The organism is Chelatococcus sambhunathii, from assembly GCF_001418005.1.
GTDB lineage: Bacteria > Pseudomonadota > Alphaproteobacteria > Rhizobiales > Beijerinckiaceae > Chelatococcus_A > Chelatococcus_A sambhunathii.
Genome location: NZ_LIOL01000001.1, coordinates 717,934 through 742,075, shown reverse-complemented (window position 1 = coordinate 742,075; position 24,142 = coordinate 717,934). Strand labels below are relative to the sequence as shown.

Genomic DNA, 24,142 nt, shown 5'->3' with positions numbered 1-24,142 from the left:
GTACACGGCGCTCGACACGACGAAGGAAATCGTCACCGAGATCAAGAAGAAGCTCGTCGCTGCCCGTGACGCCGGCGTCGACCGCGCCAAGGTGCAGACCGAGATCACCGACCTGCAGAACCAGCTCAAGGGCTCTGCCTCGTCGGCGGTGTTCAACGGCGAGAACTGGCTCGACGTCGACTCGAGCGCGACCGCCTACAACGCGACCCGCGCCGTCGTCGCCTCGTTCTCGCGGGCCGGCGGTGCCGTTTCGATCGACAAGATCGACATCGACATTTCCAAGATGCACCTGTTCGATGCGAACGGTCAGGTCGGCCTCTACGACGAGGCGCTTGAGGATGATACCGGCACTGCCTACACGTTCACTGCCGTGACCCAGCGTACGGGCACTGCCGGCGCGAAGATTTCGGTCTTCACCTTCGACATCAGTGGCGTGACGAACGCTGCTGCGGACCTCACGGAGCTTGAGAACGTCACGAAGGGCGTCGATGCAGTCCTCAACCAGCTGACGGACTCGGCCTCCTACCTCGGCTCCATCAAGAAGCGCGTGGATATCCAGAACGACTTCGTCACTGCGCTGTCGGACGCCATCACGCGCGGTGTCGGCCAGCTGGTCGACGCCAACATGGAAGAGGAATCCACCAAGCTGCAGGCGCTGCAGGTGCAGCAGCAACTCGGCATCCAGGCCCTCTCCATCGCGAACTCCTCCATGCAGAACGTCCTGTCGCTCTTCCGCGGCTAATACTGACGCTTTGCCGAATGCGAAAGGCCGCGCCCGCCGGGCGCGGCCTTTTTCTTTGCAACCTCCGGACAAGGTTCGCGCGGGAGACTGCGGCACCACAACGCGACGTTGTGCGCCGAGGTATTGCGGCGGGATGCGCGGCATTGGTCTCTCGCCCAAAACCGCAGCGGTCCGCATCGCAAGGGCGACAAGAGCATTTTTGGCAGGAGCAAGAAGCAGTTCATGACCTCTCGTGCACAGGCCGAACAGCTCTGGGCCAACATCCGGGACCTGGGGACGCGGCGTCTGATCGCGCTCGGCTTCATCGGCCTTGCCGTCTTCCTCGTCGTCGGGCTCGGCGCCTATTACCTCAGCCGCCCGCAACAGGAGCCGCTCTACACCGGCCTGACACGCGAGGACGTGTCGCGCATGGGCGCCGTTCTCAAGGATGCCGGCATCCCGTTCGACGTGAGTGCCGACGGCACGTCGGTGCTGGTCAACTATGGCAACACGGCCCGCGCGCGCATGCTGCTCGCCGAGAAGGGCCTGCCGCAAAGCGCCAATTCCGGCTATGAGCTTTTCAATGATCTCGGTTCGCTCGGCCTCACCTCCTTCATGCAGGAGGTGACGCGCGTGCGCGCGCTTGAGGGGGAACTCGCACGCACCATCCAGACGATGAGCGGCATCAAGGCCGCGCGCGTGCACATCGTGCTGCCGGACCGCGGCTCCTTCCGGCGCGAGGAGCAGCCGGCCTCCGCCTCCGTCGTCATCCGTACGGAGACGGCCGACAGCGTCACGCCCGCGCGCGCCATCCGCCACCTCGTCGCAGCCGCCATTCCGGGCATGAGCATCGACAAGGTGACGGTGCTCAACACCGACGGCACGCTGGTGCTCGCCGGCGACGACGCAGCGAGCGCCGCAACCGGGCGGATGGCCAATCTCGAGCGCACCGTGAGCCTCGAGATCCAGGATAACATCCGCAAGACGCTCGTTCCCTATCTCGGCCTCAGCAATTTCGAGGTCAGCGTCGCCGCGCGTCTCAACACCGACCGCACGCGCACGAATGAGACGATCTACGACCCCGAGTCGCGGGTGGAGCGCTCGATCCGCACCATCCGCGAGACCGAAGTCTCGCAGAACAGCAACAACCAGAACCCGACGACCGTGCAGCAGAACCTGCCCAACGAGCAGGTGCAGGCCAACGGCGGCGAGGTGTCGAGCGAGGACAACCAGCGGCGCGAGGAAGTCACGAACTACGAGATCTCCAGCAAGACGGTGGAGACCGTGCGGGACGGCTACCGCGTCGAACGGCTGTCGATCGCAGTGCTCGTCAATCGCGAGCGCCTCGCGTCGCTGGCCGGCGAGGGCGCAACCGATGCGGCGATCGCGCAGCAGATCCGGGAGATCGAACAATTGGTCGCATCGGCGGCGGGAGCGATCACGGACCGCGGCGATCAGGTCAAGGTGTCCTCCGTCAGCTTCGTCGCCGATTCGCGCAATCTGGAGCCTGTCCCGCCGATCGGCATCGGCGAACTCCTGGTGCGCCAGTCCGGCAACTTCATCAATGCCGCGACCATCCTCGTCGTCGCCCTGCTCGTCATCTGGTTCGGTCTGAAGCCGGCCGTCGCCGCCATCCTCGCCCGTCCGCCAGCCGAGGAGACGCAAGTCGCTGCGGCGACCGGCGAGCCCGCCCTGCCACCCGGGACGGAGGTGCCGCAGCTCGCCGGTCCGGCTGAAGGAGCCAATCTCATCGAGGAGCTCACCATACGCATGAACCAGTCGCCGCAGCGCCGGCTGGAGCAGATGGTCGAATTCAGTGAGGAACAGGCGGCGGCCATCCTCAAGCAATGGCTGTATCAGGAGGATGCCGCCTGATGCCGCGACCGCCGCTGGTCAGCTTTCTCATCGATTTCGACGCGGAGGAGCGCCGGCTGCCACAGCCGGCGCCCCGGCGCGCCGGGCCACCGCCCTTCGTGCAACCGCCGACACGTGATACCGAGATCATGATCGCCCAGGCGCTCGACAAGGGGCGCAACGAAGGCTGGGCCGCCGCCGAAGCTGCCTGGGAGGACAAGCTGCGCGTGGAGCGCGAGCAGTTTCAGGAGCAGTTGGCGGCGGCGCGGGCCGAATGGGCGCGTACGGAAGGCGAGGCCCTTGCCGGGGCGATGCACACTGCCTTCGATTCCATGCAGTCGCGCTTGTCGGCCGCGCTGGCGCGGACGCTGACGCCATTCCTGGAGCAGGCCCAGCGCCAGCGCTCGCTGGCGGCGCTTGCCGATGCCGTGCGCACCCTGGCAGAGACGACACGGCACGAGCTGATCGAGATCAGTGCGTCGGACGACCTCGCCGCCGCACTCGCCAGCCATCTGGGCGATCTGGCGGCCTCCGTGCGCTTTGTGCCCGGCGCCGGGCCGGACGTGCGTGTCGTCGCCGACGACACGGTCATCGAAACGCGGCTCGCCGACTGGGCGGCCGAGCTCGCGGCAGCCGTTGGGCAGGACGCGTCATGAACGACAAGACCCCTTCCGAAATCATCCTCGTCCGGCGCCAACTGGATGAAGAGGAAGCCCACCACGGCGGCGTGTGGAAGATTGCCCATGCCGATTTCATGACGGCGATGATGGCGTTCTTCCTGGTCATGTGGCTGATCAACGTGACCGATCAGACGACCCGCAGCGAGGTCGCGAAATATTTCAACCCGCTCAAGCTCGCCGACAGTGTCACGGACCGCAAGGGTCTGCGCGACCCGACCGTGGGTCACCCGTCCGGAGAGCCGGACAACCAGGGTCAGCCGCTCAACGTACAGCCCGGTCAGGGGCCGGGGGCAAGCACCGACGACGGCCGCCAGCCCCGGGAGCAGGGACCGGGCGCCGGGGAAGGCGTTGCCAGCCGCAGTGCGCAGGCGCCCCAGGCCCGGTACAAGGACAGCGCCCTCTTCCAGGATCCTTACGCCATCCTGGCGCAACTCGCCTCCGAAACAGCCGCAACAAACGATCCGAAGCCGGTCCCGACGAGTGTTGACCTCGTCATGGGCGAGACGGCGGACATTGGCATCACCGGTGGCGAGGCCCACCGCGATCCGTTCGATCCGACCTACTGGCGCACGGTACCGCTTCGGCCTGCGCGCGAGGAAACCCCCGGCGAGCCGCGCACCGTGAACGAGGCGCCGAAGGGGGTCAAACCGGACGCATTGGCGCGCGATGCGGCGGGCGTCCCGGCCGCGACGAGCGAGAGCGCGGCCGGTGAAAAGGCTGCTGCGGTTGCCGAGACCGGCGACGAACTGGCGGCCCTTCGGCAGGAGTTGCAGGCGGCCTTCTCCGGCGAGGGGGCGGCCGTGCCCCATCTGCAGATCGAGAAGTCGGGCGAGGGCACGCTGATCAGCCTCACCGACGAGGCCAATTTCAGCATGTTCGCCATCGGCTCGGCCGAGCCGCAGCCGCAGGTGGTCCGCATCATGCAGCGCATCGCCGAGACGCTGTCGAAGCGTCCGGGCAAGGTCGTCGTGCGCGGGCATACCGATGGCCGCCCCTTCCGCTCGGCGGATTACGACAACTGGCGCCTGTCGACGGCGCGCGCGCACATGGCCGTCTACATGCTGGTGCGTGGCGGGTTGTCGGACAGCCGGGTCGAGCGGGTGGAGGGCCATGCGGACCGGCTGCTGAAGGTTCCCGATGATCCGAATGCGGCGGAGAACCGGCGCATCGAGATTCTCCTCAAGGAGGAGAGCCCGTGAGGGCGCTGGCCGCCGCCGTTCTTGCCGGCTTCATTGCGCTCGCAGGGGCCGCGCCGGCCGCTGGGGAGGAGATGGAGGCCCAGCCATACGAGCTGGTGCGGACGCTGCAGCGCATGCAGGATCAGATCGCGGCGGGCTCGACGGCGGCCCATACCGGCCAGCGTGCCCTGCTCAAGCTGATCGAGGAGCGTTTCATGGCGGCGCCGGCGACGGTATGGCAGGAGCCGCGGAACGCGCGGGCTGCCGTCGTCTACCTGCTCAGCGGTGGACAACCAAGTGTCATCCGCCACCTCCTCGGCTTCGAGCAGAGGCCCAATGTGGACGAACGGCTGCTTCTCGGTGCGCTTGCCTATGTCGAGGGACGGGAGGACGAGGCACGCAACCTGCTCCAGCCGGTGGCGCCACGCGGCCTGGCACCGGGTCTCGGCGGGCAGATCGCCCTTGTCAAGGCGGCCCTCATGGTGCGTGACAAGCCGTCCGAGGCCATGGAAATGCTGGCCGTTGCCCGCCTGCTGATGCCGGGAACCCTGGTGGAGGAGGCGGCCCTGCGCCGCGAAATCTTTGTTGCCAGCCAGCTCGGTGACCTCGATCGTTTCGAGATGCTGGCGGAGCGCTACATGCGCCGCTATCGGCATTCCGTCTATGCCGGCAATTTCCAGCAGCGTTTCGCCGCCGCTCTGACGCGTCTCGATTTCACGAAGGATCGGGACCGGTTCGGCCGCCTCGATGGCATGCTCTCGGGTCTCGACCCGGCCACCCGGCGCGATCTCTATCTGCTCGTCTCGCGCGCCTCAGTTTACGAAGGGCGCATCGAGGCGGCCATCCATACGGCCCGGCAGGCACTGGCCCTTTCTCGTCCGGGTGAGGAAACGGCTGAACGTGCACGCCTCTATCAGGCTGCAGCCAAGATCGTGACCGAAAACGGCTATGACGAAGCGCGCGCGGAGTTGCGCCGCATCGATCGCACGCGCCTGTCGGCGGCGGATCTCGAACTGCTCGACATTGCGCAAGGGCTCGCAAGGCATATTCGCCAATGGCCGGCTGCCCTGCCGGAAACGGGCGAGATCGACGAGCCGATCGCGCCGGAGCCGAAGCAGAAGGAGGAACCGAAGCCGAAGGCCGGACAGGTGCGCCCTGGCGCGAAGCCTGCGGCGACGGCTGGCGCTGAGGCACCCCGTCCGACGCCGGCCAACCGGCCCCCCTCCGCTCGGGCACCGCAACGCGCGGCATCGCCGCCCGCCGATCCCCAGCAGCCGCTGCAGGCGGGGACGCCGGCCGCCAGTCCGGCTCGGCCGACGCCCGTTGCAACATCCGTCGTACAGCAGCCGACGCCAACGATCACGCGGGCGCAGGAACTCATCGGAGCGGTGGATGCCCTGCTCGAAGGGGCGAAGGGAGACAAAGAATGACGATGCTCGATCCGTCCTTCCTGCGCATGCCGACCCAGCGCGATGTGGCGGCCGACAGTGGCGCGAGGGGCGAGGCTTACGACAAGCAGGGGGGGGATGCCTTCAGGACCCTCCTCGAGAAGGTACAGGGCGCGGGAGCGCGCGGCGCCGCAGCCCAGGCGGAGGACCGGGCCGACGCCATGCCCGCACGATCGCTGCGGGCGCTGGTCGAGCGGCTCGGCGAAGCGGCAGGCGCGGGGGAAGAAGCCGGGCCCCTCGATCCTCGTTCCGCCGAGGGTGAGGGTGCTGAAGCGCTGCCGGACAACGCGGAAGGAAAGGCGGGCGGTGGTGTGGAGGGCGGCGTTCGCCACACGCGGACAAGCGGGGCCGAAGGGCTGAGCCTGCCGGTGTCGGACCGACCAGGGCCGAAACAGGCCGCCGCCGAGCCGGACGGCGCGGCATTGCAGGAGGCGGAGGTCGACAAGCGTCCTGCAGCCGCCCAGCGGCTGACCGATACGAAGCAGGGCTTCGGCGTCGACATTGCGCCGCAGCCGAAGGAGCGCCCCTTGCCGAAGATGACGGTGGCCGGGCGCGAGACGCATTTCGAGCCGGTCGGCATGGTGAAGCCGCAGACCGGAGAGGGCGAGCCGGTCGAGGAGGCGCTGCCGCGGGTGAAGGGACGCATCGAGAGCGCGCCGCCTGTCGCGCTGCGCGAAGGCCGGCGCCAGGCCATTCCGGCGGCCGAAACAGCTGCACTGCGTGCCCCGAAGGTCGCGGTACAGAACGCAGGAAACGGGCAGGGGGAGGGGCTGCCGGCCCCGACGCTGCAGCGGCTCGGCGAGCGACTCGCCGGGGAAATGCGCAGCCTGGCGTCCGGCAATGCGCAATCCGGCGCGGCGACGATGGCGGCGCATCAGGCGCAGACGGGACAGCACGCAGGTGGGCCGGTCCGGATCCTGCATATCCAGCTGCATCCGGCCGATCTCGGCAGCGTGAGCGTGCGTCTGCGGCTCGTCGGCGATGGCATCGAGGTGCACATGCGCGCCAGCGATGCGCGCACCGTGCAGATGCTGCAGAACGACAGCGAGGCGCTCACCGGCGTTCTGCGCGCGGCCGGATACCGGCCCGAAGTGGTAACGCTCCAGATAAGCTCGGCCGATGCCGGTTCCGGCCAGTTGCAGCAGGGCGGCGGTCAGCAGACTGCTGGCCAGCAGGCGTTCCAGGGCGAGACTTGGGGGGGCGGCCGTGGCGCCTCGTCGTCGCGGGGCGAGGAACAGGCCCAGGGATCCCGGCGTGAGGGAGGGGGCGATGGCCATGCGGGCCGGGTTTCTGATCGCGATAGCAGCAGCGGCATCTATCTCTAATGCGGGCGCTTCCGCCAGTGGCGGCTCCGTCTGCGAGGGCGAGATCACCCGGGCCGCCGCCAAGTACGGCGTACCAGTCGGTGTACTCTATGCCGTCGGCCTGACGGAGACGGGCCGGCGCGGCTCCATGCAGCCCTATGCCATGAACATCCACGGCACGGCCTATTTTGCGCCAGATGCACAGGCGGCCGTGCGCCGCTTCCACGAGGCGCGTCGCGACGGCATCAAGCTGATCGACCTTGGCTGCATGCAGATCAACCACCACTACCACAGCGACCGCTTTCCCTCGCTCGAGAGCATGCTCGATCCGCGCCGCAACGTCGAATATGCCGCCCGCTTTCTCAAGGAGTTGAAGGAGCGCGAGGGAACCTGGACGATGGCCGTGGCGCGCTATCACGCGGGGCCGAACAATGATGCAGCGCAGAAGCGCTACGTCTGCCGTGTCATTGCCAACCTCGTCGCTGTCGGTTTCGGCGCCTGGACGCCCAACGCGCGCAGTTTCTGCGGCTGAGCCACGGGGAAAGGTCCCGGACAGCTTCGTGCAAGGTTAACAACCTATAAACGCCTCGGCATTCGACAGCAGGAGGCGTTCTGTTGGACCCCGTCTATCTCTTCAAGGTCGCGGCCCGCCAGGCCGACTGGCTTTCGGTCCGGCAGTCGACGGTCTCGGGCAACATCTCCAACGTCAATACGCCGGGCTACAAGGCGCGGGACGTCCTGCCCTTCGAGGAGGTCATGGACAAGACGCGCCTGACGCTCGCCGCCACCAACGCGCGGCATATCAGCATCGACGAGGCGGGCGCCAGGACGACGAAGGTCGGCAAGGGCGACAGCTGGGAGATCGTCCATTCGGGCAACAGCGTCAGCGTCGAGCAGGAAATGCTCAAGGCCTCCGAGATCAACCGCGACTACTCGTTGAATACGAATATCGTGCGGTCTTTCCACCGCATGTACCTGATGAGCGTGAAGGGATCCTGATGATCGACCCGCTACAGGCTTCCGCCCGTCTTTCCGCTGCGGGGCTCGAGGCCCAGTCGGTGCGTCTGCGCATCGTCTCCGAGAACATCGCCAACGCCCAGTCGACCGGCTCGACCGCCGGGGCCGAGCCGTATACGCGAAAGACCGTCACCTTCAAGGGTGAACTCGACCGCGCTCTCGGTGCCGCGACCGTCAAGGTCGACCGCATCGGCAAGGACAAGGCGCCCTTCCGTGTCGAATACGAGCCGGGCAACCCTGCTGCCGATGCGGATGGCTACGTCAAATATCCCAACGTCAACATGCTGATCGAAATGGCCGACATGCGCGAGGCCAATCGCTCGTACGAGGCGAACCTGCAGATGATCAAGCAGGCGCGCTCGATGATCTCCATGACGATCGACCTGCTGAGAAGCTCCTCATGATTGACCAGATCTCGTCCCTGACGTCGAACCTCGGCGGCTTGCAGTCGATCTCCCAGGCACGGCTCTCGGCGATGCAGGCGGTGAACGCCGCCGCCACCGTGCGCCAGACCACGAATTTCAGCGAGATTCTGGCGCAAGTCGCGGGCCAGGCGGTGGAGACCATGCGCACCGGGGAGGCAACGGCTCTCTCCGGCATCCAGGGGCAGGCCTCAGTCCAGCAGGTCGTGCAGGCCGTGATGTCGGCCGAACAGACGCTGCAGACGGCCATCGCGATCCGCGACAAGGTCGTTTCGGCGTACCAGGAAATCAGCCGGATGGCGATCTGAGGAGGATCCGATGAGAGCACTCGCCATCGCGGCGACGGGCATGAACGCCCAGCAGACCAATGTTGAGGTCATCGCCAACAACATCGCCAACATCAACACCACGGCCTACAAGCGGGCGCGCGCCGAGTTCGCTGACCTGCTCTATCAAGTTGAGCGGATGCAGGGCATTCCGAACGTCGCCGATACGGCGCCGATCCCGGAAGGGGCAACGCTCGGCCTCGGCGTGCGGGCGGCGGCCATCCGCTACGTGCACCGGCAGGGGCCGCTGACCCAGACGACGAACGAGCTCGATCTTGCCATCAACGGCCGCGGCTGGTTCCAGGTCACGGGGCCGGATGGCGAGCTCCTCTATACGCGCGCGGGCTCCTTCAACAAGAATGCCGACAGACAGCTCGTGACCATCGAGGGCTATCTCGTCCAGCCGAACATCGTGGTGCCGGAAAACACCATCGAGATCTCGGTCAATGCCACCGGCCAGGTCTTCGCAAAGGTGGCGGGCGAGGCAGCGCCGCAGGAACTCGGCCAACTCGTCATGGCGAATTTCGCCAATGATGCCGGACTCGAACCTCTCGGCGACAACCTCTACCGCGAGACGACCGCTTCTGGCGAGGCCGTCCTCGGCGTGGCCGGCGACCCGGGCTACGGCAAGATCCTGCAAGGCTATCTAGAATCCTCGAACGTGGATCCGGTCAAGGAGATCACAGAACTCATCAGCGCCCAGCGCGCCTACGAGATGAACTCGAAGGTCATCCAGGCTGCGGACGAGATGGCAGCCACCGTCTCCAAGGGCATCCGTTGATCGGGCTGGTGATCGCCATGGCAACCGGCACAGCATCGCGCATGTCCGGCACGATCCGGCCCCTGGCCGGCCTCATTGCCATGTTGGCGGCGCTCACGCCGACGCTTGTGCGCGCCGACATGCTGCCGGTCCCGGCGATGACCATCCGGCCCGGCGATGTCATCACGGAGAGCATGCTGACCGAACGGGCCTTCCCGCCCGGCTACACGGCCCGCTTCGCCAGCGTCGTGGACGCTGGGCAGGTGATCGGCAAGAGCGCGCGGCGCATGCTGCTTCCGGGCAACCCGATCCCCTACAACGCGGTGAGCGAGCCCGAAATCGTGAAGCGCGGCGTTGCCGCACGGCTCGTCTTCGAGGCGGACGGGCTCATCATCACGGCGCTCGCGACGCCCCTGCAGTCGGCGGGCGCGGGAGAGCATATCCGCGTGCGCAATGTTGACAGTGGGCTCATCGTCTCGGGCGTCGTGCAGCCGGATGGATCGATCCGGGTGGGCGTCCCATGATGCGGCCCATGTTTGCCATCGCCACCTGCGTCATCGGCGCATTATTGCTCGGCGGGCCCGCGGCGGCTGCAACGCGCATCAAGGATATTGCCAGCATCCAGGGCGTGCGCGACAACCAGCTCATCGGCTACGGCCTCGTCACCGGCCTGTCCGGGACAGGCGACACGCTGCGCAACTCGCCCTTCACCGAGCAGTCGCTACAGTCGATGCTCGACTACATGGGCGTGAACGTGCGTGGCAGCAACCTGCGCACGCGCAATGTCGCCGCGGTGATGGTGACGGCCAACATCCCGGCCTTCGCCGGTGTCGGCTCGCGTATCGACGTCACCGTGTCCTCCATGGGCGACGCGACATCGCTGCGGGGTGGGACGCTGCTCGTGACGCCGCTGACGGGCGGCGACGCCCAGGTCTATGCCGTGGCGCAGGGGCCGATCGCCGTGTCCGGCTTCTCGGCTCAGGGCGAGGCGGAGACGTTGACCCAAGGCGTACCGACGGCCGGCCGCATCCCGAACGGCGCGCTCGTCGAGCGCACGGTGCCCGGCGGGCTGCGCGACATCGGGCGGCTCGTCCTGCAACTGCACAACCCGGACTTCAGGACGGCGGCAAGCATCGCTGATGCCATCAACGCCTATTCCATGCGCCGCTTTGGCCGGCGCGTCGCAGGGGAGCGCGATTTCCGCAGTGTGGTCCTGGAGCGGCCAGCGAACGTCAATCCGGCCCGTTTCATCGCTGAGATAGGCGAACTGAGGGTGGCGCCGGACACACCGGCGCGCGTGGTTATCGACCAGCGCACCGGTACTGTCGTCATCGGCGCCGACGTGCAGATATCGACCGTTGCCGTGACCCACGGCAACCTGACGGTCCGGGTCACGGAAACGCCGATGGTCTCGCAGCCAGAGCCGTTCTCGGAGGGTCAGACCGTCGTCGTGCCGCGCACGGAGGTGCAGGCGCGCGAGCAGACGGGCCGCGTCGGCATCATCGAGGGCTCCAACCTGCAGACGCTCGTGCGCGGTCTCAACCAGGTCGGCCTGAAGCCGAGCGACATCATCTCCATCCTGCAGGCCATCAAGACGTCCGGCGCCCTGCAGGCCGACCTCGTCGTGCAGTGAGACCCTCGTGAAGTGCGGCGGAAGGACAGGCGGACAGTGGATGCGGGAAGACACGCTCGACCCGCGCGACGGGAGGAAAGGTCGCTGATCATGCGCATGTTTGCCACGATCACCGTTGCGGGTGCGATTGCCGGGCTCGGCTACGGGGCCGCGGCCCAGGATGCGGTGCAGACGGCGCGCGCCCAGGCGGAGGCGGCCCGCACCAATCCCTATTGCGCCAATGTGGCCGACGCAGCGGCAGACGCGCGCTTCGCCTGGCAGATGCAGACACTCTCCTCGCTCGAGAAGGACATCGAGCAGCGCATCGTTCAGCTGGAGAAGAAGCGGGCCGAATACGAGGAGTGGCTGCGCCGGCGCAACGAGTTCCTGAAACAGGCGGACGAGGGGCTCGTCGCCATCTTCAGTCGCATGCGGCCCGATGCCGCGGCCCAGCAACTCGCCAGTCTCAAGGACGAGAAGGCCGCCGCCATCATCGCCAGGCTCAACCCGCGCATCTCCAGCGCCATCCTGAACGAGATGGAGCCGGGGCGCGCCGCCCAGCTCACGGGCACGCTCATCGACAGTGCCCCGCGTGAGCGAGCGGCGGAGAAATCGTGATGAAGACGACCCTTTGCGGCACTTTCGCCGTTCTCCTCGCGCTGTTCTCCGGCGGCTGCGCCGTCAAGGTGGACGAGATCGGGCGCGAGCCCAACATGACGCCGGTAGGCTACGGCCTCAATGTGCAGCGTGAGCCGCTGCCCACGACCGCCTATGCCGCCTACAAGCGGCCGGGCAGCTATCATTCGCTGTGGTCTGATCGCACGCGCGACCTTTTTGCCGATCCGCGCGCGCGTCAGGTCGGCGATGTCATCACCGTCACCATCCTGATGGACGACAAGGCGCAGTTCGACAACGAGAGCGATCGCTCGCGCAATTCGAACGTCAACTTTGGCCTCGACCTCGGTTACGGCAACAGCACCACGAGCGACTCGATCTTCGGCAACCTCGCCATCAATTCGCGCTCGAACACCAAGGGCAAGGGGCAGATCGACCGTTCCGAGAAGCTGCGGCTCACGGTGGCTGCCGTCGTGACGGAGGTACTGCCGAACGGCAACCTCCTCATCAGCGGCTCACAGGAGGTTCGTGTCAACTACGAACTGCGCGTCCTCAACATCGCCGGCATCGTGCGGCCGTCCGACATCTCGCGCCACAACACCATCGCCTACGACAAGATCGCCGAGGCGCGGGTTTCCTACGGCGGGCGTGGGCGCAGCATGGAGGTGCAGCAGCCGGCGCTGGGACAGCAGATCTACGATCTCATCGTGCCGTTCTGACGCGGCGGGCAGGCGAGAGGCAGGCACATGGCGCGGGCGCCGTTATTGAAGAAGCGGAAGAAGGAGGCAGGCGGCGGCGAGCGCTGGCTACCTGCGCTTGTCATGCTGACGCTGATCGCGCTCGGTGTCGGCAGCTTGTCGGGCATTCACCTCGCCAATACCGTCAAGCGCCTCGCCAACGCGGAGAAGGAGGCGGCGCAGGGTACACCGCGTCCGCTCAAATATTCCGGCAACACCGTCATCAAAACGCTCGAGCCGGTGGTGGCGAACCTCTCCGAGCCGGCCGACGTGTGGGTGCGCCTCGAGACCTCGATCATCTTCGACAACGGCACCATCGAGAATCCGGACGTCATGGGCGGCGAGATCCGCCAGGACATGATGGCTTATGTGAAGACGTTGACGCTGGCCCAGATCGAGGGGCCGAGCGGTCTGCAGCACCTGCGCGAGGATCTCAACGAGCGGGCCCGCGTGCGCGCCGACGGTCGCGTGCGCGAGCTGCTGATCGAGACGCTGATCGTGCAGTGAAGGGTGACCGGTCATGAAGTTGCGTAGCCGACCGTTCCTCGCTGCAGGGCTCGCCCTGCCTGTCGTCGCCCTGATGGCGGGCGCCGCCTTCGCCCAGGCCAACAACCAGCTGCCGGACCTCGGCCAGCTCCTGCCGGGCGGCGAGGGCGCGATGACGGGCCGCATCGTGCAGATGATCGTGCTGCTTACGGTGCTGTCGCTGGCGCCGGGGCTGCTCATCATGGTGACGAGCTTCACCCGCTTCGTCATCGCGCTGTCGTTCCTGCGCTCGGGCCTCGGGCTCCAGAGCACGCCGGCGAACATCGTGATGATCTCGCTCGCGCTGTTCATGACCTTCTACGTCATGGCGCCGACCTTCGACAAAGCCTGGGAAGAAGGCCTCAAGCCGCTGACGGAGAACCGGATCTCGCACGAGGAGGCGTACCAGAAGGTCACGACGCCGTTCCGCGAGTTCATGCTGCGCCATGTGCGCGAGAAGGACCTGCAGCTCTTCGACGACCTCGCCGCCGGTTCCTTCGCGCCGCGCGCCGAAGGCGAGGCGATCGACCTGCGCATCATCATTCCGGCCTTCATGATCTCGGAGCTGCGCCGCGGCTTCGAGATGGGCTTTCTCATCCTCCTGCCCTTTCTCGTCATCGACATGATCGTGGCGACACTCGTCATGTCCATGGGCATGATGATGATGCCGCCAACGGTGATCGCCTTGCCGTTCAAGGTGCTGTTCTTCATCCTCATCGACGGCTGGAACATGCTTGTCGGCGGACTGGTGCGATCGTTCTTCTGAGGACTCGTCGCTCGCCGATAGTTGATCGGCCGGTCGTTGACCGGACGTAGCGCCCTCCCTACCGTTTGCGTCCGCTTGCATCCGCCGCAAGGGAGCGCACCATGGGCTCGCAGCGCACTGCAGGACAATTCGCGCGCGCAATCGTGGCGCGCCTCTTCGTCGCATCGATGTTCGTGCTGCCGGTGCTGGCCGGCGCCGCGGCCCATCACGGCTGGTCATGGGCGGATGCAGACCAGATCGAGCTCAAGGGCACGATTCGCGACATCTATATCGGTCCCCCGCATCCGACCCTCGACATCGAGACCGCCTCCGATGGCGTATGGCGCGTCGAACTCGGCAATCCGCGCCAGACGGAGCGGGCGGGCTTCGTCGAAAGCTCGGCCAAGGTCGGCGATGAGATCGTCGCCATCGGCAACCGCTCGCAGGATGCGGGCGAGAAACGGATGAAGGCCGTGCGCATCACTGTTGGCGGCAAGACCTACGACATTTATCCTGAACGCATCAGGACCAATTGAGCGGGTTCTTCAGCGAGGCGCTCCAGGCACTCGCCGCCTGGCCGGGCGCGGCGCTGCTGCGGCGCTCGAGCCTTGCCTATCTCCTTCTCAACGCGGCGCATATTGCCTCGATTGGACTCATCGTCGGCGCCATCGTGCCGCTCGATCTGCGGCTCGTCGGCCTCTTCCGGCGCCATCCGCTCCCGGTGCTGGCGTCCTTCCTGACGCGCATCGCGGCGGTGGGCATCGTGCTCACCGTTCTGACAGGCGTGCTCCTGTTCTCGGTGCGCCCGGCCGAATATGTCGCGAACCCGGCCTTCCTCACGAAGCTCGGCCTCGTCGCCATCGGTGTCGCCAACGCGCTCCTGCTGCGCCGCAGTCGTCCATGGCGGTCGGTTGCAGCGGGCGGGCCGGTTCACCGTCGCGTGCGGTTCGCGGCTGTGCTGTCGATCGTCGCCTGGATGGGGGCCGTCGTCGCCGGACGGTGGATCGGGTTCCTGTGAAGGGAGCCTGCCTGCCGACTCACTTCAGCAGGGGGCGGTCCATGCTGTGTGGACGCGGTTGGGCGCCGTTGCCGCCTTCGCGGGTGTAGACGTAGTAGAGCACCTGCGCGACAGCCTTGAAGAACTCGGGCGGGATCATGCGGTCGACTTCCGCGGCGTCGTAGAGGGCGCGGGCGAGCGGCTTGTCCTCGATGATGGGAATGTCATGCTGGGTCGCGATTTCGCGGATCCTGAGGGCGATGAGGTCCTGGCCCTTGGCGACGACAAGGGGGGCGCCGCCTTCCTCGCGCACGTAGCGCAGGGCGACGGCGAAATGGGTCGGATTGGTGATGACCACGGTCGCCATCGGCACCGAGGCCATCATGCGCTTGCGCGACTGGTCGAGCGCCATGGAGCGCATGCGCGACTTGATGAGCGGATCGCCCTCGGCCTGCTTGAACTCGTCCTTCACCTCCTGGCGCGTCATGCGCAATTCGCGGTGCCAGCGCAGGCGTGCCCACACGAGGTCAGCCGCAACGAGCAGGATGGTGGCGACACAGACGGCCGAGACGAGCCGCAGTGCGATCGTCAGCAGCGTTTCCGGCAGGAGGCTCGGATCGGTGAACATGGCATTTATCGCCCGTGATTGCTCCGAGCCCAGCAGGATGAGGCACGCCAGGCCGACGACTGTGAACTTGAACAGGGATTTGAAAAATTCAACAAATCCCTGCTTGCCGAAAATCCGTTTGAAGCCGGCTGTCGGCGATATGCGCTGCCACTTCGGGCGGATGCGCTCGCCCACCACGCGCGGAGCGTTCTGGAAGAGGGATGCACAGGTGCCCGCTATGGCAATGACGATGACGATGGGCAAGACGAATTGCCCCGCATCCCAGGCGACGGCCTGCATCAGCACGGATGCGTCATGGCCATTCGCCAGCGAGAATCCGCCGGGCGTGTCGATTAGGCGTGTCAGCCGCTCGCCGAGCTGCGCCCCGTTGTCCCGCGTCAGGAACGAAAAGGCGATGAGGATTGCGCCGAGCGAGGCGAAGATCGACGTCTCGCGCGAATAGGGCACATTGCCCTTGTCGAGCGCGTCGCGGACCTTCTTCTCGGTCGGCTCTTCGGTCTTGCTGTCCTGATCGGGCTGCTCGGCCATAGCGTGCGCCTGGCGGCACCCTCACTCGTCCCGCCGGCCGGAGCCGTCCGGCCGTGCTTCCTGTCCGCGGCGCCCGTGCGCTCGGCTCAGCGAATGAAGGCGTCGTCGTCTCCTTCGGGGTTGAGGTCGATCTCGCCGCGCCCGGCGAGCTCGAGCGCCAGGTCCGTGATGGTGCGCCGCGCCTCCAGAACGTCGCGCTGGGCCGCCGGCTCGCGGCCGTTGAGCTCGTGCTCGACCATGCGGCGCACACGGGAGGCGAGTGAGGACAGGATGATCTCGCGGAAGGACTGGTCCGTGCCCTTGAGGGCCAGCACGATCCTGTCGTTGGGGATCTGGTCGAACAGCAGCGTGCGCGCCGCCGGCGTGAGATTGACGATGTCGTCGAAGGTGAAGAGCAGCCCTTTGAGGATTTCCGCCGACTTCGGTCGGGTAGCGCTGAGCGAGTTGAGCACGTCCTCCATATGGTCGCGTTCCATCTTGTTGATGATATCGGCCATCTTGGCGTGCGTATCCGCGCCCGCATTGCGGGAGAAGTTCAGCATGAAGTCTTCGTGAATAGTGCGCTCGATGATGCGCATCGTTTCGTCGACGATGGGCTTGAAGGTCAGCATGCGACGCATGATGTCGTTGCGCATGTCTTGCGGCAGCTGGCCCATGGCCTTGGCCGCGCAGGCCGGCTTGACCTTGGAGAGGATGAGCGCGGCCGTCTGCGGATGCTCCTTGAGGAGATAGCTCGCGAGCACGTTCTCGGAAACATTGGAGATACGGTCCCAGATCGAGCGGTTGGAGTTGCCCATCAGGCCGGACATGATCTCGGCGATTTGCTCGGGCGGCAGCACGCCTTGCAGCAGCTTCTCCACTTCGCTCGCCGTGCCGAAGAGATTCTTGCCGGTGGCGAACTGGGCCGCGAACTCTTCGACCAGGGCTTCGATCTGCGGCGCGGGGATGGGGCCGAGTTCGGCCGCCGTGCGTGTGATCTCCTTGATCTCCTCGGACGTGAAGTGCGTGAGCAGCCGGCCCGCGGTCGGCTTCTCCATGGCAAGCAGCAGCGCAGCTACCTTCTCGATGCCGCGCGTCAGCGTCCCGCGCGGCACGATCGGTTGCGGCGCCTTCGAGGGGATTGCCGTCGCCGCCATCAGCTGCCGAGCTCGGATCCGGGCGGGCCGACGATCTCGGTCAGCGACACGCCGAAGCGAGAATTGTCGTCCTCGACCACGACCACTTCGCCGCGGGCGATGACGCGGCCGTTGACGACAACGTCGACGGGCTCGCCGACGCGGTGATCGAGCGGCACGATGGCGCCGCGCCCGAGCTTCATGAGGTTTGCGACCGGCATCGTCGCCGAGCCGAGGACCACCTGCATGACGACCGGGATGCGCAGGATCGTGTCGAGGTTGCGCGGGCTGCCGAGCGGCTCGTCCTTGCCCGTCGCCCTACGCGGCTCGGTGCCCTGGGCGAACAGGGCCTCGTCGTGGGAGGCGGGCTCGCCGAGCCCGTCAAAGTCGTCGTCCGACTTCTGGTTCATTCGATCACTTCCTCGTCTTGCGCCGGTGCAGGAGCGTCACGCCGTCGTGTCCTCGCCGACGAGCCGCAGGGTGGCGCGTCCGCCCCCGGCCGGATGTTGGGCGGCCTTCTCCAGATTCGCCAGCGTGTCGTGCGCGGCAGCGATGCCTGCGTCGAGGCTGGCGAGCGTCTTGCGGGCCTCGTCGATGCGCATGGCGAGCTCAAGGAGGGTCTTCTGGCCATCGGTGGTGAAGCTGCCCATGGAGTGGCCGGCCGCCTTCAGCGCGTCCGCCGTGGCGTCGAGGGTGCGCTTGTAGTCGTAGTGGTTGCGGTCGAAGTGGCGCAGCTTGAGATAGGTCGCCAGCACGCAGGCGCTCGTCAGGGCGAGGGCGGCGAGAAGGACGTAGTCAACGAGAGAGGACGTCATCGATAAACTCCTGCTCCTGATCGATGTAGTCCTCCACGCGCAGCATGTAGGACCCGTCGGATTGGCCGAGGCGGCACCAGAAGAGCGGCTGGTCGTTGCCTTCGAGCTTGACGCGGCTGCGCGGCGTTGCCTGCAATTCGATCACCTGCCCGATCTTTAGATCGGCGATGTCGCCGAGCGCCATTTCCCGCTCCTCGAGCACGGCTCGGAGCTTCACTTCGGTGCGGCTCACCTCGTTGCGGATCTGCTCCGTCCAGCGCGGGTCGCGCGTAGAATTGTCGCCGGAGAGCACGCGCGCCAGCGTCTGGCGCATCGGGTTCAGGGCCGACTGCGGGATGATGACGAACATCTCGCCGCCGCGATTAAGGGCCTGCAGCAGAAACTTGGAGACGACGGCGAGGTTGTTGCGCCGGCCGATCACCGCGAAGTCCATGCGCGTCTCCAGGCGCTCGAACTTGAAGCGCGCGTCCGACACCATCGAGAACGAAGCCTGCAGGGCCTTACCCACCTGCTCGAAGATGGCCATGGAGATGCGCATCTCGATATTGGTGAAGCCGCGCTCGTCGTCGACGGGCGGCTCGGTGCCGTCGGCGCCGAGCAGCACCTCGACCATGGTGAAGACGAAGTCGCGGTCGAAGCCGACGAGGATCTCGCTGTCCCATTCCGGCACGTTGAAGACGCCGGCGACCGCGTTGGCTTCGTAGATCTCGAGGATATCGCTGACGCGACCGCTCTCGATGGTCGAGAGCGAGAAATAGGACGGCGAGGCCGAGAGGTGGCGCAGGTTGTCAGCGCAATACGTGGCCATGCGATCGAAGATCACATGCAGCATCGGCAACCGGTCGAGCGACAGGCCGGCCGCGTCGAGAAGCCTGTCGCGAATGTCGTTGCTGACGGCCTGGCTCATGCTGTTGTCCATGGATCAGGCAGCCTCCGCTGCGGCCGCATCGTTGCGGCCGATGACGGTCTCGTTCTCCACCTCGTCGATGGTCGGCCGCTCGGGCGCAGAGATGGCCTTGCGGCCGTGCTCCAGGGCGATCTGCGGCAGGGCGCCGTTCATGTAGGCGAGCAGCGTCTGCTTGACGATGATGTAGATGCGGGCCTGCTTCTCGCGTGTCAGCTTGATCTTCTGTGCGAGCGGAGTGAGCACGGCATAGGATGTGAAGATGCCGATGAAGGTGCCGATGAGCGCCGCCCCGATGAGGCTGCCGAGGATGGCTGGTGACTGGTCGATGGCGCCCATGGCTTTGACGATGCCGAGCACGGCCGCCACGATGCCGAGGGCGGGCAGGGCTTCCGACACCACGGTGAGCGAATTGTAGGGCTTGAGCTTGTGCCGGCGCATGGTGACGAGTTCCTCGTCCATCAGGGACTCGATCTCGTGCGGGCGGGCGTTGCCGATGATGAGCAGGCGCACGTAGTCGCAGACGAAGTTCGTCAGTTCCTGGTTCTTCAGCACGCGCGGAAAATTGTTGAAGATCGGCGAGTTGTGCGGATCGTCGATATGCGCCTCGACCTCGTTGCGGGCCTTGCTGCGCAGTTCGCGCAGCAGGTTGAAGAGGAGGCCCAGGATGGCGAGATAGTCGTCGCGCTTGGGCACGTCGCCGGCGATCGCTTCCTTGATCGCCTTGCCGGTGTCCTTCACGGTCGACATGGGATTGGCGATGATGAAGATGCCGAGGGCGATGCCGCCGATGATGACGAATTCGAACGGCTGCCAGATGACGGACACCTTGCCGCCGAGCGCCATGAACCCGCCGAGCATCGAGCCGATGGCGATGATCAGGCCGATGAAGAAACTCAAGTCCGATCTCCTCCGCTTGTCGGCGTGATGATTGCCAGTCCCTCCCGCTGGGCGGCGATGGCCGTTTCCTAGCCTGCGAGGCTTGCGCGGGGCTGAAAGCGGGTGGGGCGGCGCAAGGTCAGGCTCGGGCAAGCTAGAGGGTTCAACCTCCTCGCAGGAGGCTGCCGCAATGCTTTCGACCCTCGTCAGCTATCAGATGCTCACAAAGGACTTGGCGCGCTCGCTGGAGCGCACGGCGTCGGCGCCGCTCGTCTCGCGCGACAGCGAATATTATCTGGAGAACATCAAGAACGTGAAGTCGATCGACGACTTCCTGGGGGATCATCGCCTCTATTCGTTCGCCATGAAGGCTTTCGGCCTGGAAGACATGATCTATGCCAAGGCATACATGCGCAAGGTGCTGACGGAAGGTGTCGACGACAGCAAGAGCTTTGCCAACAGGCTCGCCGACAAGCGTTTCGCCGAATTTACCAAGACCTTCAACTTCGCACGCTACGGCGAGACGACGACAGTCTTCTCCTCGACCCGCGAGGGCACTGTCGAGCGCTATGTCCGCCAGCAGCTCGAGGAGGAGGCGGGGGCACAGAACGAGGGCGTGCGCCTTGCGCTCTACTTCGCGCGCAAGGCGCCAGAGCTGAAATCCGTCTACGGCATCCTGGCCGACAGGGCTTTGCTAGCAGTGGTCCAGACCGCGCTCGGCATCCCCCAAGAGGCGGCGTCGGCCGACATCGAGGTTCAGGCCAAGATGATCGAGGCCAAGATCAACTTCGAGGACTTCAAGGATCCCGAGAAGCTTGACAAGTTCCTGCAGCGGTATGCGGCCGTCTACGACGCCGTCAACAGTCCGGTGACCGTTTCGGCGCCGGTGCTCACGCTGTTCGGTAACAGCGGGCAGACGGCGGGCATGGGCGTCGACCTTCTCATGAGCCTGCAGAAGATCAAGACGGGACTGTAACAATGCAAGCTGCGCTCTATGTCGGGCTTTCGGCGCAGGTCGCGCTGGAGCGTCGGCTCAATACCATCGCCCAGAACGTCGCCAACATGTCGACGGCGGGCTACCGTGCCGACGAGGTGAAGTTCGAGACCGTCCTGTCGCGCACGGCGCGGGACTCGGTCGCCTTTGCGACGAGCGGCGAGAACTTCATCTCGCGCCGCGCCGGCGGTATCACGAAGACTGACAATCCGCTCGACCTCGCCATTGACGGGGAGGCATGGTTCGCCATCACGACGCCGGTCGGCATCGTTCACAGCCGCGACGGCCGCCTGCAGATAGGCAACGACGGCCTGCTTCGGACCGTGACGGGCTATCCGGTCCTCGACGTCGCCGGAGCGCCGATCATGATCGACGCCGAAGCCGGTCCTCCGACCGTCGGCCGCGACGGCACGCTGAGCCAGAACGGTCAGCAGATCGGCGCCATCGGCCTCTTCACAATCGCGCCGGGGGCCGATCTCGAGCGCTTCGAGGCATCGGGCGTCATCGCGCGGACGGGTGTCGCACCTGTCCAGGATTTTGTCGCCAATGGCGTCGTGCAGGGCTATGTCGAGGAATCGAACGTCAATCCCATCATGGAGATGACGAAGCTCATCGCTGTCTCGCGCGCCTTCGACAACGCTTCGACAGCCGTGAACGATGGCGAATCCTCGCTGCGCGAGGCTATTCGCAGCCTCGGCCCGTCGAGCTGAGCCGCTTATGAACCCGCTCGAGCGGCTGGCCGCCGTCGTTTCGGCCGGTGCCCAGGAACTGCCGAGCGTGCGCGTCGGCGGTGTGGTGCGGGAGGTGACACCGACCTATTATCGTGTGGCTGGTCTCTCCCGTTTCCTCAAATTGGGCGATCGCGTCGCGCTGTGCGCCGGCGGGCGTGAGCACGCCGGCGAGGTCGTGCGCATCGACGACAGCGGTGCGACGGTCAAGCCTTTCGACGGCTATGTCGATATCGGCATCGGCGCGCGCGCCTATCGCCTCGGCACCATGGCCCTGCGCCCGCACGAGAGCTGGAAGGGACGCGTGATCAACGCCCTCGGCAAGGCGGTGGACGGGCTCGGGCCGCTGGGTGCCGGTGAGCGCGCCATGCCGGCCGACGCGCCGCCGCCCTCGGCCATGACCCGCGGGCGGGTGACGAAGCCGCTGCGCACGGGGGTGCGCGTCATTGATCTCTTCCTGCCCCTCTGCGAGGGTCAGCGCATCGGCATCTTCGCCGGTTCGGGTGTCGGCAAATCGACGCTCCTGTCCATGCTGGCCCGTGCCAGCGGCTTCGACACGGTGGTCGTCGCCCTTGTCGGCGAGCGCGGTCGCGAGGTGCGCGAGTTCCTGGAGGGGCCGCTCGCCGCGAGCCGCGAGCGCGCCATCACCGTCGTCTCTACCGGCGACGAGAGCCCGATGATGCGGCGCCTCGCGCCGCGCACGGCCCTCAGCATCGCCGAATATTTCCGGGACCGGGGCGAGTCCGTCCTGCTCATCGTCGATTCCGTCACGCGCTTCGCCCATGCGGCACGCGACGTTGCCCTTTCGGCCGGCGAGCCTGCCGTGGCGCGCGGCTATGCACCGAGCGTCTTCAGCGACCTGCCGAAGCTCCTGGAGCGGGCAGGACCGGGCGAAGAGGGCAGCGGTACCATCACGGGCGTCTTCTCCGTGCTCGTCGACGGCGACGACCACAATGACCCCGTCGCGGACAACATCCGCGGCACGCTCGACGGCCATATCGTGCTCGACCGGGCGATCGCCGATCAGGGCCGCTATCCGGCGGTCAACGTGCTCGCTTCCATCTCGCGCCTCGCCGACCAGATCTGGTCGGGCGACCAGAAAGAGCTGGCGCTGCGCCTCAAGGGCATGATCGCCCGCTTCGAGGACACCCGCGACCTGCGCCTGATGGGCGGTTACCAGACCGGCTCGGATGCGGCGCTCGACCAGGCGGTGACCCTGGTGCCGCGCATCTACGACGCCCTGCGGCAGGACCCCGGCATGCCGCCGAGCGTCGACGCATTCGGCGAGCTTGCGCAGGTTTTGCGCCAGTAGCGCCGGGCGGCTGCCGGCAAGCGGCAGCTTCACGCAAGCTTTTGCCCGTTTACTGGGGGCAACCACGGATAGCGAGGATAGGGTCCCATGAGCCTTTATGGTGTGCTGCGCACCGGCGTGTCCGGCATGAACGCCCAGTCGAACAAGCTTGGTACCGTTGCCGACAATATCGCCAACGCCAACACGGTCGGCTACAAGCGCGCCTCGGCGGAGTTCTCCTCGCTCGTGCTCTCCTCGGGCAAGGGCAGCTACAACTCGGGCAGCGTCGTCACCAACATCCGCTATTCCATCAGCCAACAGGGGCCGCTGGTCTTCACGACGTCCTCCGCCGACCTTGCGGTGCAGGGAAACGGCTTCTTCGTGGTGTCGGACGAAGGTGGCACACCCTATCTGACGCGTGCCGGCAGCTTCGTGCCCGACAGCGAGGGCAATCTCGTCAACACGGCCGGCTACTACCTGATGGGCTACCCGCTGACGAACGGCAACCCGAACGTCACGCTCAACAGCCTCGACGGTCTCGAGCGCGTCAACCTCGCCAACCTGGCGATGTCGGCGAACCCGACAACGCAGGGTTCGCTCGGCGGCAACCTGCCGATCGCCGCGGCAGCGGGGGACACGTTCCAGTCCTCGCTCATCGTCTATGACAACGTCGGCAACAAGGTGCAATTCAACGTCACTTTCGAGAAGACGACCAATTTCGACCCGCTCGCTCCCGCCAACCAGCAGTGGCAGGTCACCATCGACGGCGTCCAGCCTGCAGGCTGGACGGCCGGCCCGTTCACCCTCACGTTCGACACGTCCGGCCAGATCGTCGCCGGCGCCGCGCTAACGCCGATCAACATCCCCAACGGTCAGGCGATGACGCTCGACCTCTCGGGTATGCAGCAGCTCGCCTCCGACTATGCTCCGCTCGACCCGATCGTCAACGGCAATGCTCCGAGCCAGGTCGACAAGGTGGAGTTCGGCAAGGACGGCACGGTCTATGCCGTCTACGAGGACGGCACGCGCATCGCCACCTATCGCATCCCGCTCGCCAACGTACCGAGCCCCGACAAACTCACACCGGAGGCCGGCAACGTCTATTCGGCCAGTATCGAGTCCGGAAATGTGCAGGTTGGCTTTCCTGGTCAGGCAGGGCTCGGCTCCATCCTTTCAGGCGCGCTCGAGCAGTCCAACGTCGACATGGGCGAGGAGTTGACGGCCATGATCGAGGCGCAGCGCAACTACACGGCCAATTCCAAGGTGTTCCAGACGGGTTCCGAGCTGCTTGACGTTCTCATGAACCTCAAGCGCTGACG

29 protein-coding genes are annotated in these 24,142 nt (G+C 66.3%); 23 read left to right on the top strand and 6 right to left on the bottom strand.

The genetic code is table 11. The features are described 5' to 3' along the window. The 19 genes from ASC46_RS03540 to ASC46_RS03450 all read left to right on the top strand — a co-directional run. On the top strand, window positions 1-742 hold a 742-nt coding region (locus ASC46_RS03540; protein WP_055457862.1), incomplete at its 5' end, for a flagellin. 222 nt (window positions 743-964) lie between these two features. After that, window positions 965-2,596: a flagellar basal-body MS-ring/collar protein FliF gene (gene fliF / locus ASC46_RS03535; RefSeq protein WP_055457861.1), complete on the top strand. Its 1,632-nt coding sequence runs from the start codon at window positions 965-967 to the stop codon at window positions 2,594-2,596. Further along, a complete protein-coding gene (locus tag ASC46_RS03530) occupies window positions 2,596-3,231 on the top strand; it encodes a hypothetical protein (protein ID WP_055457860.1) in 636 nt (211 codons plus the stop codon). Before fliF ends, ASC46_RS03530 begins: the two co-directional genes overlap by 1 nt. Then, complete coding sequence (locus ASC46_RS03525; RefSeq protein WP_055457859.1) at window positions 3,228-4,454, top strand: flagellar motor protein MotB; 1,227 nt, start codon at window positions 3,228-3,230, stop codon at window positions 4,452-4,454. Before ASC46_RS03530 ends, ASC46_RS03525 begins: the two co-directional genes overlap by 4 nt. Further along, window positions 4,451-5,863, top strand: a complete 1,413-nt coding sequence (locus ASC46_RS03520) for a hypothetical protein (RefSeq protein ID WP_055457858.1) — start codon at window positions 4,451-4,453, stop codon at window positions 5,861-5,863. Before ASC46_RS03525 ends, ASC46_RS03520 begins: the two co-directional genes overlap by 4 nt. Beyond that, a complete protein-coding gene (fliK, locus tag ASC46_RS03515; protein WP_055457857.1) occupies window positions 5,860-7,206 on the top strand; it encodes a flagellar hook-length control protein FliK in 1,347 nt (448 codons plus the stop codon). The genes ASC46_RS03520 and fliK overlap by 4 nt, the downstream gene beginning before the upstream one ends. Further along, a complete protein-coding gene (locus tag ASC46_RS03510; protein ID WP_096335227.1) occupies window positions 7,151-7,717 on the top strand; it encodes a transglycosylase SLT domain-containing protein in 567 nt (188 codons plus the stop codon). Before fliK ends, ASC46_RS03510 begins: the two co-directional genes overlap by 56 nt. An 83-nt stretch (window positions 7,718-7,800) precedes the next feature. Continuing rightward, entirely contained in the window at window positions 7,801-8,184 is a 384-nt protein-coding gene (gene flgB / locus ASC46_RS03505) for a flagellar basal body rod protein FlgB (RefSeq protein WP_055457856.1), read from the top strand. Further along, a complete protein-coding gene (gene flgC, locus ASC46_RS03500) occupies window positions 8,184-8,606 on the top strand; it encodes a flagellar basal body rod protein FlgC (protein ID WP_055457855.1) in 423 nt (140 codons plus the stop codon). The genes flgB and flgC overlap by 1 nt, the downstream gene beginning before the upstream one ends. After that, window positions 8,603-8,932 (top strand): flagellar hook-basal body complex protein FliE, encoded by a 330-nt coding sequence (fliE, locus tag ASC46_RS03495; RefSeq protein WP_055457854.1) that lies wholly within the window; start codon window positions 8,603-8,605, stop codon window positions 8,930-8,932. Before flgC ends, fliE begins: the two co-directional genes overlap by 4 nt. Window positions 8,933-8,942: 10 nt before the next feature. Then, the gene (gene flgG / locus ASC46_RS03490) at window positions 8,943-9,731 is read left to right on the top strand and encodes a flagellar basal-body rod protein FlgG (RefSeq protein ID WP_055457853.1); all 789 of its coding nucleotides are present in this window, start codon (window positions 8,943-8,945) and stop codon (window positions 9,729-9,731) included. 17 nt (window positions 9,732-9,748) lie between these two features. Beyond that, complete coding sequence (flgA, locus tag ASC46_RS03485) at window positions 9,749-10,234, top strand: flagellar basal body P-ring formation chaperone FlgA (protein WP_072249424.1); 486 nt, start codon at window positions 9,749-9,751, stop codon at window positions 10,232-10,234. 8 nt (window positions 10,235-10,242) lie between these two features. Beyond that, on the top strand, window positions 10,243-11,343 hold the full coding sequence (gene flgI / locus ASC46_RS03480; protein ID WP_245280461.1) for a flagellar basal body P-ring protein FlgI: 1,101 nt from the start codon (window positions 10,243-10,245) through the stop codon (window positions 11,341-11,343). A gap of 90 nt (window positions 11,344-11,433) precedes the next feature. After that, window positions 11,434-11,940 carry a MotE family protein gene (locus ASC46_RS03475; RefSeq protein ID WP_055457851.1) on the top strand — a complete coding sequence of 169 codons (507 nt, stop codon included), beginning with the start codon at window positions 11,434-11,436 and terminating at the stop codon, window positions 11,938-11,940. Continuing rightward, entirely contained in the window at window positions 11,940-12,656 is a 717-nt protein-coding gene (gene flgH, locus ASC46_RS03470) for a flagellar basal body L-ring protein FlgH (RefSeq protein WP_055457850.1), read from the top strand. Before ASC46_RS03475 ends, flgH begins: the two co-directional genes overlap by 1 nt. A 27-nt stretch (window positions 12,657-12,683) precedes the next feature. Then, a complete protein-coding gene (locus tag ASC46_RS03465) occupies window positions 12,684-13,181 on the top strand; it encodes a flagellar basal body-associated FliL family protein (protein WP_072249414.1) in 498 nt (165 codons plus the stop codon). Window positions 13,182-13,194: 13 nt separating this feature from the next. After that, the gene (gene fliP / locus ASC46_RS03460) at window positions 13,195-13,965 is read left to right on the top strand and encodes a flagellar type III secretion system pore protein FliP (protein WP_055457848.1); all 771 of its coding nucleotides are present in this window, start codon (window positions 13,195-13,197) and stop codon (window positions 13,963-13,965) included. 167 nt (window positions 13,966-14,132) lie between these two features. Next, window positions 14,133-14,480 (top strand): DUF6152 family protein, encoded by a 348-nt coding sequence (locus ASC46_RS03455; RefSeq protein WP_055457948.1) that lies wholly within the window; start codon window positions 14,133-14,135, stop codon window positions 14,478-14,480. After that, window positions 14,477-14,962 (top strand): hypothetical protein, encoded by a 486-nt coding sequence (locus ASC46_RS03450; RefSeq protein ID WP_055457847.1) that lies wholly within the window; start codon window positions 14,477-14,479, stop codon window positions 14,960-14,962. The genes ASC46_RS03455 and ASC46_RS03450 overlap by 4 nt, the downstream gene beginning before the upstream one ends. Before the next feature lie 19 nt (window positions 14,963-14,981). Here the strand turns inward: ASC46_RS03450 and flhB are convergent, their stop codons facing one another. From flhB to motA, 6 genes are all read right to left on the bottom strand, one after another. After that, window positions 14,982-16,097, bottom strand: a complete 1,116-nt coding sequence (gene flhB / locus ASC46_RS03445) for a flagellar biosynthesis protein FlhB (protein WP_055457846.1) — start codon at window positions 16,095-16,097, stop codon at window positions 14,982-14,984. A gap of 86 nt (window positions 16,098-16,183) precedes the next feature. Continuing rightward, window positions 16,184-17,233, bottom strand: coding sequence for a flagellar motor switch protein FliG (locus ASC46_RS03440; protein WP_055457845.1), 1,050 nt, complete (start codon window positions 17,231-17,233; stop codon window positions 16,184-16,186). Further along, on the bottom strand, window positions 17,233-17,622 hold the full coding sequence (gene fliN, locus ASC46_RS03435; protein ID WP_055457844.1) for a flagellar motor switch protein FliN: 390 nt from the start codon (window positions 17,620-17,622) through the stop codon (window positions 17,233-17,235). Before fliN ends, ASC46_RS03440 begins: the two co-directional genes overlap by 1 nt. Before the next feature lie 36 nt (window positions 17,623-17,658). After that, window positions 17,659-18,027 (bottom strand): hypothetical protein, encoded by a 369-nt coding sequence (locus ASC46_RS03430; protein ID WP_055457843.1) that lies wholly within the window; start codon window positions 18,025-18,027, stop codon window positions 17,659-17,661. After that, the gene (locus tag ASC46_RS03425; RefSeq protein ID WP_055457947.1) at window positions 18,008-18,934 is read right to left on the bottom strand and encodes a flagellar motor switch protein FliM; all 927 of its coding nucleotides are present in this window, start codon (window positions 18,932-18,934) and stop codon (window positions 18,008-18,010) included. The genes ASC46_RS03430 and ASC46_RS03425 overlap by 20 nt, the downstream gene beginning before the upstream one ends. A gap of 15 nt (window positions 18,935-18,949) precedes the next feature. Continuing rightward, window positions 18,950-19,831 carry a flagellar motor stator protein MotA gene (motA, locus tag ASC46_RS03420; protein ID WP_071924198.1) on the bottom strand — a complete coding sequence of 294 codons (882 nt, stop codon included), beginning with the start codon at window positions 19,829-19,831 and terminating at the stop codon, window positions 18,950-18,952. A 169-nt stretch (window positions 19,832-20,000) separates the two neighbouring features. On the opposite strand from motA, the gene ASC46_RS03415 reads away from it, so the two are divergent. The 4 genes from ASC46_RS03415 (at window position 20,001) to ASC46_RS03400 (ending at window position 24,140) form a co-directional block, all read left to right on the top strand. Beyond that, window positions 20,001-20,786, top strand: coding sequence for a DUF1217 domain-containing protein (locus ASC46_RS03415; protein WP_055457842.1), 786 nt, complete (start codon window positions 20,001-20,003; stop codon window positions 20,784-20,786). 2 nt (window positions 20,787-20,788) lie between these two features. After that, the gene (gene flgF / locus ASC46_RS03410) at window positions 20,789-21,514 is read left to right on the top strand and encodes a flagellar basal-body rod protein FlgF (protein WP_055457841.1); all 726 of its coding nucleotides are present in this window, start codon (window positions 20,789-20,791) and stop codon (window positions 21,512-21,514) included. Between the two features lie 7 nt (window positions 21,515-21,521). Then, complete coding sequence (gene fliI, locus ASC46_RS03405) at window positions 21,522-22,844, top strand: flagellar protein export ATPase FliI (protein ID WP_055457840.1); 1,323 nt, start codon at window positions 21,522-21,524, stop codon at window positions 22,842-22,844. Window positions 22,845-22,931: 87 nt separating this feature from the next. Continuing rightward, a complete protein-coding gene (locus ASC46_RS03400; protein ID WP_055457839.1) occupies window positions 22,932-24,140 on the top strand; it encodes a flagellar hook protein FlgE in 1,209 nt (402 codons plus the stop codon). Window positions 24,141-24,142: the final 2 nt, after the last annotated feature.